Raw genomic sequence first — 19,256 nt, forward strand, 5'->3', positions numbered from 1 at the left:
GGCCGAGCATTTGTCATTTGGGCTGCTGAATGGGCAGCTGGTGCTATGGCCCGCGCAAGTTGCGATACCCGCCGGGGTGGTGGCCGTGAATGGCCAATCTACGCGGCCAGCGCCGCTGGCTGGTTCGCAGGAGACTCGCGGGGCGACTACCGCCGCAGCTACGCTACCCGTTCTCGCTACGAATGAGAGCAAAAGTGCGGCTAAAATCGTTGCAACAGGAAGCTTGCCGGTTGTCTCACCTGCCCCAACACCGGCCGCAGGAAGGGCCGTTGCGTCCGCAGTACTAGCACAGCGCAAAGGAACAATTGCCCGGAAAGAGCCAGCCAATGCTGGCAATCGCATCGCCACGACGCGCCCAACGTCCGGCGCATCTCCAGTTGCTCCAGCAAGGCAGCTACCGACGGATGTCTCCATTAATTCGAGGACCGAATCTCGGACTGTTCGCCCAGTATCCACTACCAAGCGGGCATCCTCTTCGGCCACGGGCATTGTTTCAAACCCGCGCGGCAAAACGGGACCACCACTGGAATCCGGCCTTACCCCAGGCCGAGGCCGCCCTTCGGAAGTTCGCCCGGAGGGCAGCGTCGTTACGCGGCCATCTTCGGTTGGGTCTGCCCTTCCATCCAACACTGCCCGTACCACCACCGCCAAATCTGCCCGCGTCCCCGCACCCGCCGCTTCCCTTACCCGGGGAGCCACAGCCAGTGCGCAACGCGCCGGCATTGGACGTCCGAATATTCGGGAACAAGCCGTGCGCCCCCGGGTACCGGGGCCGCCCCCTTCCGCAGCTCCGGCACGAGGTCCCGTGGCCTTGCTGCCGACCATAGCGGTGATGCCGGCTCCGGTTTCGGGTTCCGGCGAGTTGCCTCCCTCACTTCCGATACCAAGTGGGCTGGCGCTCCCTGCCGCGCAAAACCCGTCCGCGAGGTCGGATAATGCGGCGGCGGCGAAGACTCCTTTTGCGCTGACCAGCCTGTTGCATCCCAGCTACCTGCACGCCGAAGCGTGGGGCAGCGAAAGCCTGCCGCTAAATGCGGCCGTTAAGGTGGGCTTCCCCCGCATTTACCTGACCCTGGGGATAGCCGCCGGGCCGGGTGGCCGCCAGTCCGGCGGGGTGGCCGGGGGCGTGGGCCTCGGCACGGTGGGCCAGCCCCGGGGGCGCTTCACCCCCAGCCTCGATGTGATGCAGTGGTTCCTGTCCGGCAACCGGGAAACGCCGGGCAGCTCACTCACCCAGCTGCGGCCCTTGCTGGCCTGGCAGCTCAAGTCGGGCGGACGCCTGCAGCTCATCGGGGGCCCCACGCTCAACCTGGCCACCGGCCGCCGCGAAGACGGCCGCACCCGCGAAGGCCTGGGGCAAGACCAATGGCTCTGGCTCAATTCCAGCGACGAGCATTCTTTCCTGCGCCTCTGGCCGGGCCTGCAGCTCGGATTGCGGTTCTGAAAAGGGTAAACATCGCCCCGTTTGATACGACACCAATAAAAAGGGCGTCCGGCAGTTGCCGGACGCCCTTTTCAGCATGTAGCGGGCGCTTAGTTCGCGCCGGTCGTGGTGGGCGTCGTGGTCGTGGTCACGGCAGTGATGCAGCCAATTTCAGCCGTTGCAGTCGAGCTGGTGGTTTTGGAGCTGCCGCAGTCGGCTTTTTTGGTGTAGTAGCCGATGGTCACCTGCTGGCCGGCGGTGGCGCCGAACGAGGTCCAGTTCGTGCCGCTGGGGGTCAGGATGGTGCCGTCGGCCAGTTGCAGCGCCAGGGTGCCGGAGGCACTCGTTACCACGGTGGCGGCGGTGTTGCACACGCTGTTGTCGGGGGTGGTGCTTTCTTCTTTTTCGAAGCAACCGGTGAGCATCGTGCTGGCGCTCAGGCCCAGTAAAGTGAGGGTGGCGAATATGCGAGCGCGATTTGCAAGGCTTTTCATAAAAAATGGGGATTGATTGGGGTTGAACATGAAGGTTGAAAAAATGGGTAAGCGAGAAAAAAACGGAGGCAAAACGGGGCGGCCCGGCGCCGGGCAAGGGTCAGGGCCGCACTTCGAGCCAGCCCTTGAAGCGGCGCCCGTCGGTGAAGGTGACGAGGTAGTAGTAGACGCCGCCGACCCCTGCGCCTGGCCACTGGAAGGTGCGCGCCGGCGACTGGTACACCTGCTGGCCCCAACGCGAGAAAATGCGCACGCCGGCAAACTGGCTGCCACAGAAATTGGGCGGCAGGGCCTGGTCGAGGGCGAAATACTCGTTGAGCCCGTCGCCGTTGGGCGTGATGATGTTGGGCGGGCGAAAAGCCAGCGAATCATTGGGCCGAACCACCTCGAAGCGGATGAGGCGGGTGAGCGTTTTCGGGCTGCACACGGCGCTTTGCACCAGGTCGAATTGCACCACCAGCCCGGTATCGCGGGCCGTGGCCAGCCCGCAGGCCGGCAGCCAGTCGAAGGTGGCCGTGGCCCGGCCCGGGCCGTTGGCGGCGCTAAAGCGCATGCCCACGGCGGCTAGGTCGAACCCTCGGCCCGTGGCTTTCAATGCCAGCGGATTGGGGGCCGCATCGGTGCCGAGCAGCGTGGCGGTGTAGGGCTGCCCCAGGGCCACGCGCACCACCACGGGCGCGGCTTCGGGCGACGGGGCCGGCGGAAACGAGGTGGTGAGCACCGGCGTGGTGAGCACCGGCGGCGCGGCCATAAAGGCCACCTGCACCGTGTCGCGCTTGGGCAGCGGGCAGCCGTTGTCGGCCACCAGCACGTTCACCAAGTACACTTTGCCCTTGGTATCGGCGCATTCCGGAAAGCAGAGCGTGGCCGTGAGCGTGTCGCGGACGCCGCTCACCGTGCCGCTGGTGCTGGTGGTGAAGCTCGGCGCGGTGGCCGCATCGGTGAAGTTGACGGGCTGCGCGGTGAGCGTGAGCGTCGAGCTCGGGTCCGGGTCGGTGTAGCGAATGGTGAGGCAGCGCGTGCCGCCGGGCAGCAGGCGCACGGTGTCGCGCCCGGCCAGGTAGCGGCGGCCGCTGGCCTGCACGCTCACCGCGGGCGGGTTGTTGGTGGGGCAGGTTAGCACGTAGAGCTGGAAATCCCGGCGCGTTTCGCCGATTTTCACGCCCCGCCGGTACTCCGAGCAGCGCACCCCGAACACGAACAAGCCCAGGCGGTTGGGCCGCACCGTCAGGCGCCCGGTGCGCGCATCAATGCCCAGCGCGGGCGCGCCCGGTATCTGGTTGGCGGTGCTCAGGCCGGTGGTCCAGGTCACGGGGGTATAGGGCGCGGCTGCGGGCGCAGGCGTGTTGTTGGTGGCCGTGGAGTGGCCTTTGAGGGGCGTCACCATGTCGTAGGCCAGGGAGTCGCCGTCGGGGTCCTGCCCGCCAAAATCGTAGTAGAACAGGTTGTTCAGGCAGGCGTAGTCGCCCAGCGCGGGGAAGATGCGCGGCGTGGAGTCGATGAACGCCGCGCCGTTGCGCACCACGGCCGGAAACTCCAGGTAGAACGTCTGGCCGGCCGCGCCGGGGCTGATGATGTTGCTGATGCTCAGGTTGCGGCAGCAGCGCTCCACCGCCGCGTAGTAACCGCCGGCGCTGGCGTAGGTGGCTGCGTCGAGGGTGATGTCTTTGCTATACATCAGCTTGCGCGTGCTGAGCGTGCCCACCGCGCAGGCCGGATTGGTGTAGCCCACGAACGTGTTGCTGGTCAGCGGCAGCACCACGCTGGTGATTTGGCGGTTGGTGGCTTTCTCAAAAATGCCCGCCGTCAGGTTTTGGTCGAGGGCGGCGGGGTCGCCGTTGATGGCGTCGAAGTACAAGGTCAGCGTGAGGGTGTAGGTGCTGCCGGTTTGGTGCAGCAGGTCCATTTCGCCGCCCACAATGTGGGTGGCCCAGGCCGGCCCGGCCAGCATAGTCAATAGCAGGACAGTCAGCCCCCACCGCGCAATGCGCAGCGGAGCGGAATAAGTGGGTTTCATAAGAAAAAACAGCTATTCGGGTACTAGGCGGCGCGGCGCTTGAGGGCAGCTCTTCGCCCCGGTTTTGGAGCAGCGGCCGGCTTGCTGGGCACACGCACCGGCGGGGCCGTCCAACCCGCTAAGTCGCGGGTGATTTCGGCGAGAGAAAGAGGTATCATCGGCTGGTCGTCCTGGACCAGTAGCCGGCCCGCCTCCATCTCGTCATAAACGGCTTGCTGATAGTCCAGCAGGTAATTCCGGCGTTGTTCAGTGGTCCGCAACGGCTGGGCCAGGTTGGGCGCACGGCCCAGAACCGGCGCGGCATCCTGGGCTGGCTCAACGGCTGGGCTGGCCAGATTCAGGCGGTAGGTAACCAACGCCCGGGGCGGGAGTCCTTGGGCCGGGCCGAAATCCGCCAGGGCAACCAGCCAGTACACTACCGGGCCCCGGGCCCGATTGAACGCCGCGGTCTGGCACACCACCCGCGCGGCAACGCCCTGGTATGGCAGCGTGTATTCGGAGAAATAGGTGAGGTACGTCACGGCTGGCGTTGGCAATAATCCCGGTGAAAGTGGCTGGCCCCTCGGGGGCTTTCCCGCCGGTTGGGCGGCTCAACTACTAGATTCACAAAGGCGGCGCTACCCCTACGCGCCGACAACTTTTATTTTGAAAAAACCGGCTGTTTTTGCGAAATGGCGGGTTTTAAGGCAATTAGTGGAGTGGCCTCAGCGGATGTTGCCGCCCACGGGCAGGCCGCTGGGCACGGCGGTGGGCACGGTGCGGTCGTAGGTGCTGGCCGTGAGCGTGCCCAGGAAATCGATAATGGCTTGCTTGTTGTTGACGCGGCCCGGAAAAAGCGGGTCGCGCTGCCCGGCCGACACGTGCGGATTGGGCGTGCCGTTGCCGCGGCCGGGGTCGTAGAAATCGAGCACGGCCGCCAGGGTGTTCAGCGTGCCGCTGTGCATGTAGGGCGCGGTGAGGGCCACGTTGCGCAGGCTGGGCGTGCGGAAGGCGTAGTTGCCGTTCGGGCCGGCGTCGGTGGCGGCGTTTTTGCCGTTGTCGGCCACGCCGAGGGTGTGCAGCTGGTAGTCGCTGAGCATGGGGCCGCTGTGGCACTTGGCGCAGCCGCTGGCCACGAAGGCATTCAGCCCGGCTATTTCCTGGGTGCTGAGGGCCGCCTGATTGCCGCGCAGGTACTGGTCAAACCGCGAATCGGTGGCCACCAGCGTGCGCTCAAAGCAGGCAATGGCTTTGCCGATGTTGGTGGCCGTAATGGGCGTAGCCTCGGAGAAGGCTGCGCTGAACATGGCCGCATACGCCGGAATGCGCCGCAGCCGGGCCACCACCGAGTCGAGGGCCACGCCCTCGGCGTACTGGTGGCCGCGCATCTCTTCCAGCGAGGCCACGGGCAGCAACGACTGCGCTTCCAGCGACTGGGTGCGCAAATCCCAGAACATGGGGGCCGTGGCCGGGTCTATGCCGCCGGCCGCGTTCAGGCCGTTAAACGCCGCGTTGAGCACCGTCGGCGAGTTGCGCTTGACAAAGGGAATGTTATTAGGGGTACGGAAATGGCGGCTGGTGCCCAGGCCCTGGCCATTTTCCCCAATGGAAAGGTCGATGGCGTCGGCGTAGCCGTTGGCGGGGTGGTGGCAGCTGGCGCAGCTCACGTCCTTGCCGCCGGAGAGCACCGGGTCCCAGAATAGGGCCCGGCCCAGCGCGATTTTCTCCGGGCTGCCCGCGTTGTTGGCCGGCGCAGGCGCCACCAGCGGCAGGGCGGTGAAGTCGTTGGCGGGCGTTTCGGCCTCCTTCTGGCAGGCCACCACCGCCAGCAGCAGGCCGGCGGCAGCGAGCACAGAAGTAAGCCGGGCGGCAGTAGAGGAAACCCTTAATAGCATAATGCTTTCGATAAACTATATCCACTAAAGACAGAGGGGCTGGCACCGGCATTCGCGGGCATTGCGGAGCGCACAACGCCGGCCGGGGCAGCTAATAGAGAGATACAGCAGGCCGGCCTCACCCCTACGCCCGTTGAATATTTAGTTGAAAAACTATCCTCACCAATGAAGGCCGACACCTGAATTAACCACTTACTCAGAGTGCTTCCGTCGTTTGCTGGCTTAGAGCTGGAACTGGGCCGTGACCTTGACACCGAAGTTGTGCGCACCCGGCAGGTCGCGGTAGGTGAGGCGGTGCAGGAAATCGACGCGCACGAAGTGGAAGATATTTTCCACGCCGTACCCGACCTCGGCGTAGGGCAGCGCGCCGAGCGACTGCGGTGGCGTGAGGGGGTTGCCCTGCAGGTCGGTGAGGGGCAGGAGGTTGCGGTTGGTGGCTGAGAGGCCGCCGTAAAGCACGTTGCCCGAAGCCACGAGGCGCCAGTCCAGGGCCCGCAGGCCGGGCACGGCGTTGAGCAGTAGGCCCTGCAGGTGCTGCTCCACGCGCAGCGACACTGAGCGGTCGGTCACGAACTCGAAGTAGCGCATCAGGTTGAAGGCGTTGGGGTTGAGAAACGGCGTTTCGTTGCCCAGCGGAATCTTCAGTTCCGGGTAGGGCAGCGCGCCGGGAATGTAGCTGCCTTCGAGGCGGTAATCGAGCCGGCCCAGCTGGCCCAGGCCCAGGCTCTGGGTTACCAACAAGTTGAGCTTGTGGTATTTGAAATCGGACTGCAGTAGGTTATTCAGCCCCAGCGTGTAGCGAAACGTGAACACCGGCCAGTGCATCACGCTGATGGACTGGCGGCCGGTTTCGCCCTGCACCAGGTTTTCGTCGCGGGCGTAGCGCGACTGCAGCACGATTTCCGATAAGTCGAAGTTGCTGGCCAGCGCCCCGCTGGCGTCCAACGCCTGGCCGGGGCTGGTGTAGTACGCGAAATTGTAGAGCGGCTGCAGTTGCTGGTAGCGCAGCAGCACCGTCTGGGTGAAGCCATGAAACAGGTCGCGCTGCACGCTCAGGGTCGTCAAATCGCGCAACACCGGCCGGCCCCGCTGGAAGTTGCCCCAGTGGGAAGTGGCCGCAAACAGGCCGTTGTTGGTGAGAAAGTCGTTGTCGAGCAGGGCCACTTGCTCCAGGTCGTGGCGGTACTCGGCCCCGAACACCGTCCAGTGGCGGCGCTCGGCGATGTAGCTCGTTTTCAGCCCGTACTTGAAGCTGGCATCCTTGGTGCCGTAGGCCACGTAGGCCTGCGTCAGCCAGTCGCGACTGATGGCGGGCGTGGTGCGGAAACCCACCCGAAAGCGGTTGCCTTCTATGTCGTTATAGGCGTAGCTGTCGGCCACGGGGCCGTACTCGAACTTGCCGGCACTCTTATAGCCATTGGCCAGCAGCTCCACCCAGTCCAGGGTGCTGCGCACCGAGCGCAGTTGCAGGGCCGAGTCGAGCACGGCAAATGTCTGGCTTTCTGCCAGGCTGAGCGTGTCGGGCCGGTGCCGGTCAAAGTAGCGGTGGGAGAGGTCGGCACTGTCGGCCACGGGTGCGGTGGGCCGGCCCGCCCGCCGGGCATCGCTTTCAATTGCCGCCGCGGAGGCATCGTAGAAGTTACCGGGCCGGGGCTGGTTGCGCACAAAATGCGAATTAATCGTGGTAAAGCGCACCTGCATGGCCGCCAGGTTCTTGCCGGGCCGCAGCCCAATCACGAAGCGGCTTTTGGTGGGCAGGCCCGGGCCCTGGTCGGGCGGCGTCAGCTCCTGGAAAAGGCGCAGGTCGCTCACGAAGTTGATGTTGGCATCCGGGCTGGCCACCACGTCGAGGCGCCGCAGCGCGTAGCTGCCGGCCGTAATCCAGATGGTGCCCGTGAAGGCCAGGTCGTGTGGGCGCTTGGGCGTGACGCCGATTTGGTAGCACCAGTCCTGGCCGATGAACACCGAATCCTGCAGTTCGTAGGAGTAGGTGAGGCGCCCGCCCTCGGCGATGGGCGAGATAAAATCCTTGCCGAGCAGGCTCTGCCAGTTGGGATAAAAGTCGAAAGCCTGCAGGTTGCCACCCAGCAGTTGCGCCAGGACCGTGTTTTCGCCGGGGCCCGGCCCCCGCAGCTGGCGGTGCAGAATGTCTTCGCGTCGGCGCGACGGGCTGAACTGCTGGTACACTCGCGAGCTGACTTCCGCCGCGAAGAGCGGCAGCGGGGCGTTGGGGTCGGTGGCCGCGCTGGCCCCGCGCCGCACGGCCAGCGCCTGAATGTCCTTCACCACCTTGCGGTTGGCCATTGCTTTGGGCAGGTCCGTCATCCCGGCCTCGGTGCGGTTGTACGAGTCGAACTCCGCTGCCTGCAGGGCCGCCTGCGCGTTTTGCGGCTTGTGGCGCTGCACCTCGCGCAGGATGCGGAAGGCGGGGTTTTCGGGCTGGCTCGAGTTGACCACGACCTCGCCTAGAGCCACGCCCGCGCCCGCTTTCAGGCGAAGCATGACCACTTGGGCGGCGGCCGCAGTAAGCGCCGCCCGGCCCACCGCAAAGCCCAAGGCGGAAGCCGCCACCGAATCAGCCTGATTACTAACAGCTAGCTTGAACCGGCCCTCCACATCGGCCGTGACGCCTGCTGTGGTGCGCGGCACAAACACGGAGGCGAAGGGCACGGGCGCGCCGGTGGCCGCCTCCACTACCTGACCGCTCACCACGCGCTGTGCAGCGGCCGGCAGCGTGGTGAGTACAAGCAAGAGCACAGAACACCCGGCAGTCCACCGGAAGGACCAGCGGATGACCCGGGAAAAGCAGGAATAAACCAACATTAAATCAAGTGGATTGGAGGTTTGAGGCCATGCACGGAACCTCGCAAATACAACGTCAGCGGCCTTGTCAGGCCCGCTAACCACAAGGCAGATACCTGGGACCGGCCAGTCCCCTACCCCGGCATAAATTATTTATCCAAATCCCGGAAGAGCGAGGGCAGGGGTTTGCCTGGAAAACACTGCCCGGAGCCCGTTCTGCTTGCCGTTGAAAGTGCCGGTGGCTAGTCTGCCGTTGGGTTTGCTTAATGGCTGACGTATTCTAAAATGGCTCCTACCTGCTGGGCGTGCTCGGCCGCATTATGCTGGCGCCAAATGCCGGCCGCAACCTGTTGAGCCCGGTCCGGAGCGGTAGCATCACCCAGAACCCGCGCGAGCCCCCGGACGCACGCAACTACGTCGTGCACCGGAAACTGGCCAGCTAGCTGCTGAGTGGCGGAGGTTCCGGTTTCTGTTGAAGCGCAGCTGACCACGGGGCAGCCCGAAGCCAGGGCGTGCAACAGCGGCAAGTCCGTGGCATCGGCCGGCGCGGGGAGCAACAGCGCCGTCGCTGCTCGGAAGAACAGCGCCGATGCGTAGCCATTATGCAACGGGCGCAAGTGCACAAACTGCTCAACATGGAGCTGCAACGCTACTTTCCGCATCCGGTCCCACCGCGCCGGGCAATCCGGCGAATCGGGGCCGCCCACCACGACCAGTTCGGCGGCCGACCCGTATTCTTGCCGCAGGTGGTAAAGGGCTTCTACGGCGAAGGCGGCGCCCTCGCCCCCCCGGTCCAGCACGCCCACCAGGGGCACTGTTTGGGGTAAGTCGAGCAGCCGCCGGGCCGTAGGGGGCGAGCAGGACGTTTCTGCGCAGCCTAAGCCGGGGGGCAGCGCCGGGGCCACCACCCATATCCGCCGCAAATCAAACGCGTGCTGCCGCCGCAGGTAGTGTGCCTGGGCCATTGTCGGGGCCAGCCACGCATCCACGAACCGCAGCTGCCATGTTAGCCACCGCCCGTGCCGGGGGCTGCGCACGGGCAGGGGCTCGGCCTGATGATGCACCCAGCGCAACGGCGGGCCTGCCAGCTTGAGCAGCGTGGCGATGCCCAGGTCCATCGGGTGCGTGGTCAGCAGCAGGCCGACTTTCTCGCGGCGCAGCCACGCGCTGAGCTGCAGTACCGTGCGGCCAGTGCCGGCCGGCAGCGCGAGGCTGGGCAGGCCGTGGGCCTGCGCCTGCTGCTGCAGCGGCGAGCCCGCCCGCACCAGCAACGTCAGCGGGTGCCCGTCGTCGCGCAGTTGGCTGGCTAGGCGGAAGGTTTGTTCTTCCAGGCCTCGCCAATACTCCGACAAGCACAGTAGGGCCACGGGGCTTTTGTGCACATCCTGCGGCTGAATAGTTGACCAGGAGGCCGCGCTTGAAGCAGTTTTCATAATCGGCGGGTAAGAGTAAAACGCTTAACTTCCGAAAGCTAGCTTTCCATAAGGCCCGGTGCCTCCCATAATAGATGGGTAGCCGGAGGCGCTAGACGGCTGCCGAAATTCAGCCGCTGGGACACCCCTTTCTGGACGCCTTGCACGTCGTCAGCTGTTACCGGCCGCATTCGGGTAGATGGCCGAAACCACCGGGGAGGCGACCCTTTCGCATCAGGCGGCCGTCAAGAATCTTGGTAAGGAACGTTGTTCAGCGTCCACTTGACTACGGTCAAATGCGGCTTCTTCTCCTCCAAAATCATCGAGCAAGGCCTCCAACTGGCTGGTTCCGCCGCGCTGGCAGGCGGCTTTTAGCTGCAATACCTGCTGCTTTAGCACTTTTTGCACCAGCGCCTTCGTCGCCTCTTCCAACAGATGCAGCTGCGCCGGGCTGGCGCTCTTGCGAAAACGGGCCATTTCCTTTTGGCGTAGCTGCTCCAGGTTGTTTTTCATCTGCTGAACGAGCGGAGCTAGGCCCCGCTCGCGGGTCCAGCGGGCAAACCCGTCCGTGCTCTCGGCGATGATGGCGCGCACCTGCGGAATGGCGGCCACCCGCCGGGCCAGCGCCGCCGAGGCTTTGCTTTGAATGGCGTCGAGGTTGTAGACCAACACGCCCGGCACCTCTTCCATATCGGCCGCGATGCTGCGCGGCACCGATAAATCAATGAAGAACTTGGGTTGCTGAATCACAAGCCCGGCCACTACTTGCCGGGTGAAAAACGGAGTTGCCGTGTTCAGAGAAGAAATAATGACGTCGGCGTCTTGCAGGCCCTGGCTTAGCTGCGAAAATGCGAGCTGCCGCAAGCCACATTCTGCGGCCAGCGCGGCAGCCGTGGCCGTGGTGCGGTTGCAAATAGTTACCTCGGCAAAGGCCTTGCTTTTGGCAAAATGACGGCAGATATCGGCGCCGATTTCGCCGAGGCCCACAATGAGTACCCGTGGCCGGTCGATGCTGACGGTCAGCTCCTGCACCAGCTCCAGGGTGGCGTAGGAAGTGGACGCGGCCCCGTCGCGGAAGGAGGTTTCCAGCTGCACTCGCTTGTTGGCCCTCAGCACGGTGTGCAACAGGCGGTGCAGGAACGGCCCGGCGGCCCGGGCGTCGGCCGAGCGTTGGTACGCCCGTTTCACCTGGCTGCTGATTTGCATGTCGCCCACCACCTGCGCGTCCAGCCCGAGGGCCACTTCAAACAAGTGCCGGGTTGCCTCCGGAGCCGCGTTGAAGACGGCGAAATACCGATAGTAAGCCGCCACGTCGGGCAAGTCCGCCGCCTGTCCGATGGCCGCCACGATGGCTACGCTCTGCTCATCGGCTGACGCGTAGTACACTTCCGTGCGGTTGCAGGTACTGAGCACCAATACGTCCGCTAGCCCAAGCTCGTGCTGAAGGATACGCAGAAGGCATTGGCAGGCAGCTTCGTTGAGTGCCAACAGCTCCCGGATTGCCAGTGGGGCTTTCTTATGCGTAAGGCTCAGCGCCTTAAAAGGATGAGTCATGGGGAGGGAAAGAGCTATTATACTTTTTAAGCGACTGCATCGTGTTGCAGCAATAAATTGTCGGGCGGCCTCCAACGGCCGCCTTACTGAATGTTGCCGCCCACGGGCAGTCGGCTGGGCACGCTGGTGGGCACGGTGCGGTCGTAGGTAGTAGAGGTAAGCGTACCCAGGAAGGCAATGATGGCCTGCGCGTTGTTGACGTTGTTGGGGAAGAGCGGGTCGCGCTGGGCGGCGCTCACGCGGGGGTTGGCCGTGCCGTTCCCCCGGCCAGGGTTGTAGAAGTTGAGCACCGCCTGCAGGTTGGCCTGCGTGCCGCTGTGCATGTAAGGGGCGGTGAGGGCCACGTTGCGCAGGCTGGGCGTGCGGAAGGCGTAGTTGCCGTTCGGGCCGGCATCGGTCGCGGCGTTTTTGCCGTTATCGGCCACGCCCAGGGTGTGGAGCTGGTAGTCGCTGAGCATGGGCCCGTTGTGGCACTTATCGCAGCCGCTGGCCACGAAGGCATTCAGCCCTTGTACTTCCTGGGCGTTGAGTGCCGTTTGGTCGCCGCGCAGGTACTGGTCGAAGCGCGAATCGGTGCCCACCAGCGTCCGCTCGAAGCTCGCCAGGGCTTTGCCCAGGTTGGTGGCCGTCACGGGTACATCCTCCGCAAACGCGGCGCTGAACATCGTCGCGTAAGTCGGAATGCGCCGCAGCCGGGCCACCACCGAGTCGAGCGCCGCCCCTTCGGTGAACTGGTGGCCGCGCATCTCTTCCAGGGAAGCAATGGGCAGCAGCGACTGCGCTTCCAGCGACCGCGCCCGCAGGTCCCAGAACATGGGCGCCGTGGCCGGGTCAATGTCGCCCGCGGCATTCAGGCCATTAAAGGCGGCGTTGAGCACCGTGGGCGAGTTGCGCTTGACGAAGGAAATGTCATTGGGCGCGGGGAAGCGCCGAGCGGCCCCCAGCCCCTGCCCGTTGCTGCCAATGGCCAAGTCAATGGCGTCGGCGTAGCCATTGGCGGGATGATGGCAGGTAGCGCAACTCACGTCCTTGCCGCCCGAGAGCACCGGGTCCCAGAACAGGGCCCGGCCCAGCGCGATTTTCTGCGGGCTGCCCGCGTTGTTGGCCGGCGCAGGGGCCACGAGCGGCAACGCAGTAAACGGACCCACCGCCCCGGGGACTACGACGCCGCCGGGCACGGCCGTCACTGCGCCGGTCGGCGTTTCGGTATCTTTCTGGCAGGAAACCACGGCTAGTAGCACGCTGGCAGCAGCGGCTATTGAAGACAGCCGCATGGAGGTGGAGGAAATCATAGGTAGCATTTGGATGGTTATTTTTAATTTATAGGAAACGCAATCGATTGGGGGTGTGAAACTGCTTGTAACGGTCTCAACTGGTCCCGGCTAACCCGCACCGGCGCGTGGGCGCTTATAGGTGGTTCAGGGCTTCGGTAGCGGCGGCATCGGCGGGCCGAATGAGCAGCACTTTGCCGTATAGGGAGCGGGCTTCGGCCTTTCTGCCCAGGCTGTGGTAAGCAGCGGCCAGCGAAAAGTTGGCGTCGTAATCGAATGGATATAGGCTGACCACGCGCTCAAAGTGGGAGGCCGCTTGGGCGTAGGCTTTGCGGTTGAAGTAGATAATGCCCGTCCAGTAGTTGGCCTGGGTATTCTGAGGGTTGATGTGGAGAATATCGGTGTAGAGCTGCAGGACTTTATCCATCTGGCCCATCGCGTTGAGCGGCTTGACCAGCCCGAACTTGGCTTCCAGGGCGGCGGGCCGTTGCTCGACAGCTTTTTGGTAGTGGGCCGTTGACGAGGAATAATTCTTAGCCAGAAAGAAGAGCCAGCCGAGGCGCACATTTTGCTCGTACGTGCCCGTGTAAACCGCCTGTAGCGCCCCGATGGCATCGGGGTAGTTAGCCTTGGCTTCGGCCGCGTAGCTGGTGGCAAAGGCATCCGCCTGGCTCTGGGCCCAGCATTTAAGGGAAGAAACGCTGCTGAGCAGGCCAACCACTAAACTTACGCGTACCCGATTCATGCAAAGACCTCCGTCCGAAGAAATAGCCTGGACGGCATGGTAGGTAGATGCACGAAGCAGTTTAGACCCCTACGTGCCTGTGTTATTTGGTTATGGCGAATAATTTGGGTTTAATCCAAGTTGTTATTGTTCAGAATATTTACGCCTGTTCAGCTCAGAACCCCTAAGGCCGGACGAGTACCTGGGCCAGGGCCAGGCGGGTTTGCAGGTCCGGCACCAGTTCCCCGGGCTCCAGCAGGGAAGCGGGAGCATAGAACTGCTGGATGTTTTGCTGCACGGCCAGGGCCACGGCCCCGCGTGGGGTGAGGGCCAACCGGCGAACCCACCGCGCGTAGGTCCGGTCGGCCAGGGAGTAATCGGTGGCCACGGTGGGCTCGCCGGTGTCGAGGTTCAGATTGGGCAGGGGCGCGGCCAAGTTGGCCAGCAGGCGCTGGTAGCTCCCCAGCGCCTCGCCGAAACTGGCTTGCATGGTGGCCACGGCCGCGGGCGGCAGGGGGCGGTAGGCCAGCATCGAGGCCACTCCGAGGCGGGGCAGCGCGGGCGCCAGCACCACCAGCACGCGCATGCCCAGGCTCAGGTGGTCGGGGCGCTGGCCCCAGCGCCGCCGAAAGCGGCCGGTGTTGATGCGCTCATAGTAGCGTTGGCGGGCAACGACCGGCAGCTGCTCCAATTGCCCGGGCGGCACGTACTCGCTGGCCCGCACGGCCGCCGGCAACAGCTCGGAAGCGACGAAGCGGAAGGCGGCCAGACCGGATTTGAGGTGGGGCAGCACCTGCGCGAGGGGCAGCCCGTAGGTGCATTGGAAAGCGCGCTCCAGCACCGGCCGGCTCACCCGCAGGCCAATGGCTTCGTGGAATTCCTCGGAGCGGTAGTAGCCAGCCTGCACCTGGGCCACGTCGAAGGCGTATTCTACCTGCGCGTGTTGCAAGGGGGCCTGGGCGTAGGTGACGGCGGTGCCGGGGCCGTTTCCGATGCCTGGAAACACCAGGTCGGTCACCGCATTGGCGCCCGTGGGGTGGCCCACGCCGTCGGCCGCGTAGTGGGCCAGGGCGCCGAGGGCAAAGGCCAGCTCGTTGCGGTCGTGCGCTTCTTCGATGAGGGCCCGCACGAAGTCCCCGGTGCGCACGTAGTGCGCCAGGTCGGTGAAGAGCGGCGCATTGCCTGGGAAGTAACCCAGGTCCTGCACCAGCGCGCCCCCGTAGGCGTAGCTGCGGGCCTCGCGCAGCTGGGCAGCAGTCGCGCCGGGGAAGCGGCTTTCCAGCACCGGCACCAGATGCCGGGCCCAGCACGAATCCACCACGGCCTGGTGGGTCAGGGCCGAAAAGGCCCGAGCACGCCCCGAAAGGAGCAGCAAAAACAGGAGTAGCAACCTAATACGGCGTACCATAAGCAACCAAAAAGAAACGCAACGGACCAACTGCTAGCACAAGCTGCCGGACAGGTAGAAGAAGGAGACGCGTAACTTTAGGCCATGGAGTCAGAATAGGGAAAACGCCGGTTGTAATCAGCAGGGCAAAGTTCATTAGCCGGATTGGCTGCCCCGAATGGAATCGGCCGATTCGCTTAACCATTCGACCAACTGGCACTTTGGCCACCGGCCGGAAGCCGCGGGCCTGCCAGCGCCAGCTGCATCATGAAAGCAAGCAGCTGGCGCTGACGACACTACGCCGCGACCCGGTGAAGTAAAGTCGGCGCCGTGACCAGCCTGGTCTGCTCCTGCAGCACCCGGTCAATGATGGCCGCCGTTTCGTCGGGGTACTCTACCGCAACCGGCCGGCCGTGGTCGAGCCAGTGGCGCAGCAGCACGGCATCGGCCCCGGTTAGGCTGTGCGCCACGGGCACGGCCAGCTGGGCAATGGCCGCCGCGTTGCAGGCCTGCTCGTACTGGTCCTTCATCGGAATCACGCACACCTTTTTGCCCAGAAACAGGGCCTCGGCCGGCGTTTCGAAGCCCGCGCCGCACAGCACGCCGGCGCTGCGGGCCATGCTGTCGAGAAACGCGTCGGCGCTGACCGGCAGGACGCGCACCTTGCCCCGCGTCACGGCCCGGCGGCTGAACTTGGAGAACACCTCCCAGCGCACGGTGGGGTTGAGCCGTTGCAGCGAATGCACCAGCGTGTCCTCATCGAAAGCCGGCAGGTACACCGTGTAGTGGCCCTCGTTGGTGGGCCGCAAGGCCCGCACCTGCTGCCGAATTACGGGCGTGAACACGTTGGGCTCGTAGCGCTGAAAGTGGAAGCCGTAGTGCTCCGTGGCCGGCGCGTAGTGCTGCAAGACCGTGCGGCCCAGCCGGTCGTCTTCCGCCGGGCGCGGGGCGCGCCGGCTCAGCACGCCGCTTTGGTGGCTGAGCGAGACGCAGGGCAAGCCCCGCAGCCGGCAGGCCCAGGCCGTTACGGGCTCGTAGTCGCTGATGACCAGGTCGTAGCTGCCCACCGGCACCTGGCGGATTTCGCGGACCAGCGTGGGCAGCCGCAGCTGCCAGAAGGTTTTGGTGAAGCTCAGGCCGCCGCGGCGGTTCATGACGTAGCTCAGGCCCTGGCAGCGGTAGCGCACCGGGTAGGGAAAGGGCATGTCGCTGGCCGGGCCGCTGATGAGCACGTCGAGCTGCTCGACGCGGGCCTGCAAGAGCGGAATAATGTCCAGGGCACGGGTGAGGTGGCCGTTGCCACAGCCTTGGATAGCATACAGTACGCGGGGCATGGGATTGGGAACATTAGGGCCAGGTGGCCGTGAAAAAAATCCAATGAATGGGAAGCCTGCTTATTGGCGGCTTCGCGCGGGCACGAGTACCCGCAGGGCCGTGGCACCGGGAATGCGGACGCGGGCCGGGGCCGGCGCGGGAAGGGCCACGGGCGTGAACGTGACCAGCAAACAGGGCAGCAGCACCAGGTTCGAGAAGTTGGTAATCAGCAGCGACGCGCCCATGAGCAGGCCCAGCGCCTGCGTGCCGCCGAAGTCGCTGAAGGCAAAAATGCCGAAGCCCAGCAGCAGCACCACGCTGGTATAGAGCAGGCTGGTGCCCGCCTCGCGCAGGGTGGTGGCAATGGCCCGCCGCGCCCACCCCCCGTTGGCAGCCAGCTCCTGCCGGAACTTGGCCAGCAGGTGAATGGAGTTGTCGCCGTCGATGCCCAGGGCGATGCTGAAAATGAGGGCCGTGCTGGGCTTGAGCGGAATGCCTAAATACCCCATCAGGCCCCCGGTAAGCACCAGCGTCACCAGGTTGGGCAGGAGTGCGAAGGCCACGGCCCGCACGCTGCGGAACAACAGCAGCACCACCAGACCCACCAGCCCAAAGGCCAGCAGGAGGCTGTCTTTCAGCGTGTGAATCAGGTAGGCAGTGCCCTTGGTGAAGAGCAGCGTCGTGCCCGTGAGGTGGGCCTGCAGACGGGAGCCAGCGAAGAGGCGGCGCGCGGCGGGCGCAATCTGCTGATTCATCAGCGTGTCGAGCCGGTTCGACCCGACATCGGCCATGCGCAGCGAAAGGCGCGCCTGCTGGCCCGTGGAGTCCACCAGGGTGCGCAGCAGGGCCGATGGGCTGCTCCCGGCTGGCTGCGCCCCGGCCAGTGCCCGCAGCACAAACCCCTGCTCGGTGGCATCGGGCAGCCGGAACGTGCCGGGCGCATCATTGTAAAAGGCTTGGGTGGCCGCTTTCAGGCCGGTGACGACACTCACCGAGGGCGTCAGGCCGGGCAGGGTGGCCAGGTATTGCTCAAACTGGTCGATGCGGGCCAGGTTCTGGCGGGACAGCACGCCGCCTTTCCGGCCGGTGTCGACCACAATTTCCAGGGGCATGACTCCGCTGAACTGGCGCTGGAAGAACTGCAGGTCGGCCCGCACAGAGCTGTTCTGGGGGATGTCGTCGACCATGTAGGCCACCGCGTGTACCCGGCTCAAGCCCGCCGCCGCCGTAAGCAGCAGCCCGCCCGTGACGGCATACACCGCGCGGCGGTGGTGCAGAACGAGCTGTTCCACCGCATCCAGCACCCGCCGGAGTGGCCGGGCTTGCAGGTGCGCCAGTTGCCGGGGCGTAGGCGCGGGCAGCAGCACGAATACGACCGGAATCAGAATAAACGAGACCAGAAAGCCCACGAAGATGTTGAGCGTGGCCACCAGCCCGAACTGGTAGAGAATGGCGATGTCGGTGAAGCAGAACACGAAAAAGCCAATGGCCGTCGTGGTGTTGTTCATCAGCGTCACCAGCCCAATCTTGCCCACCACCCGCGTCATGGCCAGCACCCGGTTGCCGGACTGGCGCAGGTCGTAGTGGTAGCGGGCCAGCAGGTAGGTGCAGTTGGGAATGCCCACGACCACAATGATGGTGGGCAGCAAGCCGGTGAGCAGGGTGATTTTATACCCCAGCAGCACCAGTGAGCCGATAGTCCAGACCACAACAATCAGCACCACCAGCAGCGGAAACACCACGGCCGTCCCCGAGCGGAAGAAGGCAAACAAAGCCCCGGCCATGATAAGCACCGACCATACCAGAAAGGCTTTCATTTCGTGCGTCACCTTGGCCGTGATAACGGCGCGCACGTAGGGCAGCCCCGCAAAATGCAGGTGAATGCCCGTCTGCTGCTGAAACCGGTCGGCCTGGTCGGTGATGTGCTGCAGCACGTCCTGCATCCGGGCCGAATTCACAAACGCGGGGTCGAGGTTCACCGCCAGCAGCGTGGCGCCCGTGCGGGTATTGAGCAGCTGGCCCTGGTAGAGCGGCTGGAGGCGGACCACCTGCAACAGGCTGTCGAGCCGGTGCTGGGTGGTGGGGAAGGGCGCAAACAGGGGGCGGACCGTGAGCTTTTTCCTCCACGCGTCCTTCTGCAGGCCCCTCAGCGTGGGCAGGGCCACGACGCCAAGCACGCCCGGTACGCGCGTCAGGGCCCGGCTGAAATCGCGCAGAGCTGTAAAACCGGCCAGTTGGTAAGCCCGGGCATCATCCAACCCGATGACGAGCACGTTACCATCCTCCCCGAACGTGTGGCGGAATTGCTGGAAGTAGCGCAAGTCGGGGTCTTGGGGGCTGACGACGTTGTCTAAGTTATAGGTAATTTCCGCGTCCTTGGCGTGCCAGCCCAGGAAGCCGGTCAGCAGCAGCAAGACGCTCACCAGCAGGAGCCGATACCGCAGAATATAAATAGCCAGGGTCTTCCACATGGCTTATTTCCCCCAAAAATGAGCGGTCCAATTCCGGCTCTGGTTACCACGGCGCGGGCCGGCCGGCAGCACGGCGCTCAGCTGCTCCCGCCAGGCAATGGCTTCGAAGTACAGCGCGACTACATTCAGGCAACCGCTCAGCAAGAGCAATGACAGGTGCTGTGACATTAAGGTAGGCTTAGGGTAAAAGCGGCAGAGGCAGGCCACTGTTGGGGAGAGCCCGAGCGGGGGGCGGCCCCCTATGCCTGAGCCAATTATTTTTCGGCGAATGGGCGGGCTAGTCGTGCTCCCGGTGCATTCGGGAAACGAACGAGGGGCCAAACGTCTTCGTGCAGGAAGGTTGTTGTAGATGGACCGTTCCGCGATTAGCGCAGACCAATCAGGCGGTGTAATCGACGGTTTCCGCCACCGGACCGGCGGCGCAACCAAACTCCACGTGCTGTTCGGGGCGGTGTCGCCTGGTATCCGATTTCGCTGATGAGGCGTGCTTCGTATCAAGCCGGTGATGCGTGA

At 64.7% G+C, this 19,256-nt stretch carries 13 protein-coding genes; 1 reads left to right on the forward strand and 12 read right to left on the reverse strand.

Annotation, left to right across the window (positions count from 1 at the left end):
• The first annotated feature begins 976 nt into the window (after positions 1-976).
• Positions 977-1,444: a hypothetical protein gene (locus Q4S41_RS20855; protein ID WP_305033071.1), complete on the forward strand. Its 468-nt coding sequence runs from the start codon at positions 977-979 to the stop codon at positions 1,442-1,444.
• 89 nt (positions 1,445-1,533) lie between these two features.
• Here Q4S41_RS20855 and Q4S41_RS20860 read toward each other — a convergent pair whose 3' ends face one another.
• From Q4S41_RS20860 to Q4S41_RS20915, 12 genes are all read right to left on the reverse strand, one after another.
• A complete protein-coding gene (locus Q4S41_RS20860; protein ID WP_305033072.1) occupies positions 1,534-1,917 on the reverse strand; it encodes a hypothetical protein in 384 nt (127 codons plus the stop codon).
• Between the two features lie 100 nt (positions 1,918-2,017).
• A complete protein-coding gene (locus Q4S41_RS20865; RefSeq protein WP_305033073.1) occupies positions 2,018-3,934 on the reverse strand; it encodes a T9SS type B sorting domain-containing protein in 1,917 nt (638 codons plus the stop codon).
• 23 nt (positions 3,935-3,957) lie between these two features.
• Complete coding sequence (locus tag Q4S41_RS20870) at positions 3,958-4,455, reverse strand: hypothetical protein (protein WP_305033074.1); 498 nt, start codon at positions 4,453-4,455, stop codon at positions 3,958-3,960.
• Between the two features lie 183 nt (positions 4,456-4,638).
• Complete coding sequence (locus Q4S41_RS20875; protein ID WP_305033075.1) at positions 4,639-5,766, reverse strand: cytochrome-c peroxidase; 1,128 nt, start codon at positions 5,764-5,766, stop codon at positions 4,639-4,641.
• A gap of 264 nt (positions 5,767-6,030) precedes the next feature.
• Positions 6,031-8,565 (reverse strand): DUF5686 family protein, encoded by a 2,535-nt coding sequence (locus Q4S41_RS20880; RefSeq protein ID WP_305033076.1) that lies wholly within the window; start codon positions 8,563-8,565, stop codon positions 6,031-6,033.
• Between the two features lie 308 nt (positions 8,566-8,873).
• On the reverse strand, positions 8,874-10,043 hold the full coding sequence (locus Q4S41_RS20885; RefSeq protein WP_305033077.1) for a glycosyltransferase family 4 protein: 1,170 nt from the start codon (positions 10,041-10,043) through the stop codon (positions 8,874-8,876).
• Positions 10,044-10,256: 213 nt separating this feature from the next.
• A complete protein-coding gene (gene hemA, locus Q4S41_RS20890; RefSeq protein WP_305033078.1) occupies positions 10,257-11,576 on the reverse strand; it encodes a glutamyl-tRNA reductase in 1,320 nt (439 codons plus the stop codon).
• Between the two features lie 83 nt (positions 11,577-11,659).
• Positions 11,660-12,868, reverse strand: coding sequence for a cytochrome-c peroxidase (locus tag Q4S41_RS20895; protein WP_305033079.1), 1,209 nt, complete (start codon positions 12,866-12,868; stop codon positions 11,660-11,662).
• 115 nt (positions 12,869-12,983) lie between these two features.
• A complete protein-coding gene (locus Q4S41_RS20900) occupies positions 12,984-13,592 on the reverse strand; it encodes a tetratricopeptide repeat protein (protein ID WP_305033080.1) in 609 nt (202 codons plus the stop codon).
• A 163-nt stretch (positions 13,593-13,755) separates the two neighbouring features.
• Positions 13,756-14,946: a zinc dependent phospholipase C family protein gene (locus tag Q4S41_RS20905; protein WP_305033081.1), complete on the reverse strand. Its 1,191-nt coding sequence runs from the start codon at positions 14,944-14,946 to the stop codon at positions 13,756-13,758.
• Positions 14,947-15,254: 308 nt separating this feature from the next.
• On the reverse strand, positions 15,255-16,292 hold the full coding sequence (locus Q4S41_RS20910; protein WP_305033082.1) for a glycosyltransferase family protein: 1,038 nt from the start codon (positions 16,290-16,292) through the stop codon (positions 15,255-15,257).
• 60 nt (positions 16,293-16,352) lie between these two features.
• A complete protein-coding gene (locus Q4S41_RS20915; protein ID WP_305033083.1) occupies positions 16,353-18,743 on the reverse strand; it encodes an efflux RND transporter permease subunit in 2,391 nt (796 codons plus the stop codon).
• Between the last annotated feature and the right edge of the window lie 513 nt (positions 18,744-19,256).

This window comes from Hymenobacter convexus (assembly GCF_030580955.1).
Lineage (GTDB): Bacteria > Bacteroidota > Bacteroidia > Cytophagales > Hymenobacteraceae > Hymenobacter.

Excerpts from the sequence above, each read along its gene's own strand:
- Q4S41_RS20860 (WP_305033072.1), bottom strand. The coding sequence starts at position 1,917 with ATGAAAAGCCTTGCAAATCGCGCTCGCATATTCGCCACCCTCACTTTA.
- Q4S41_RS20865 (WP_305033073.1), bottom strand. The coding sequence starts at position 3,934 with ATGAAACCCACTTATTCCGCTCCGCTGCGCATTGCGCGGTGGGGGCTG.
- Q4S41_RS20885 (WP_305033077.1), bottom strand. The coding sequence starts at position 10,043 with ATGAAAACTGCTTCAAGCGCGGCCTCCTGGTCAACTATTCAGCCGCAG.
- hemA (WP_305033078.1), bottom strand. The coding sequence starts at position 11,576 with ATGACTCATCCTTTTAAGGCGCTGAGCCTTACGCATAAGAAAGCCCCA.
- Q4S41_RS20895 (WP_305033079.1), bottom strand. The coding sequence starts at position 12,868 with ATGATTTCCTCCACCTCCATGCGGCTGTCTTCAATAGCCGCTGCTGCC.
- Q4S41_RS20900 (WP_305033080.1), bottom strand. The coding sequence starts at position 13,592 with ATGAATCGGGTACGCGTAAGTTTAGTGGTTGGCCTGCTCAGCAGCGTT.
- Q4S41_RS20910 (WP_305033082.1), bottom strand. The coding sequence starts at position 16,292 with ATGCCCCGCGTACTGTATGCTATCCAAGGCTGTGGCAACGGCCACCTC.
- Q4S41_RS20915 (WP_305033083.1), bottom strand. The coding sequence starts at position 18,743 with ATGTGGAAGACCCTGGCTATTTATATTCTGCGGTATCGGCTCCTGCTG.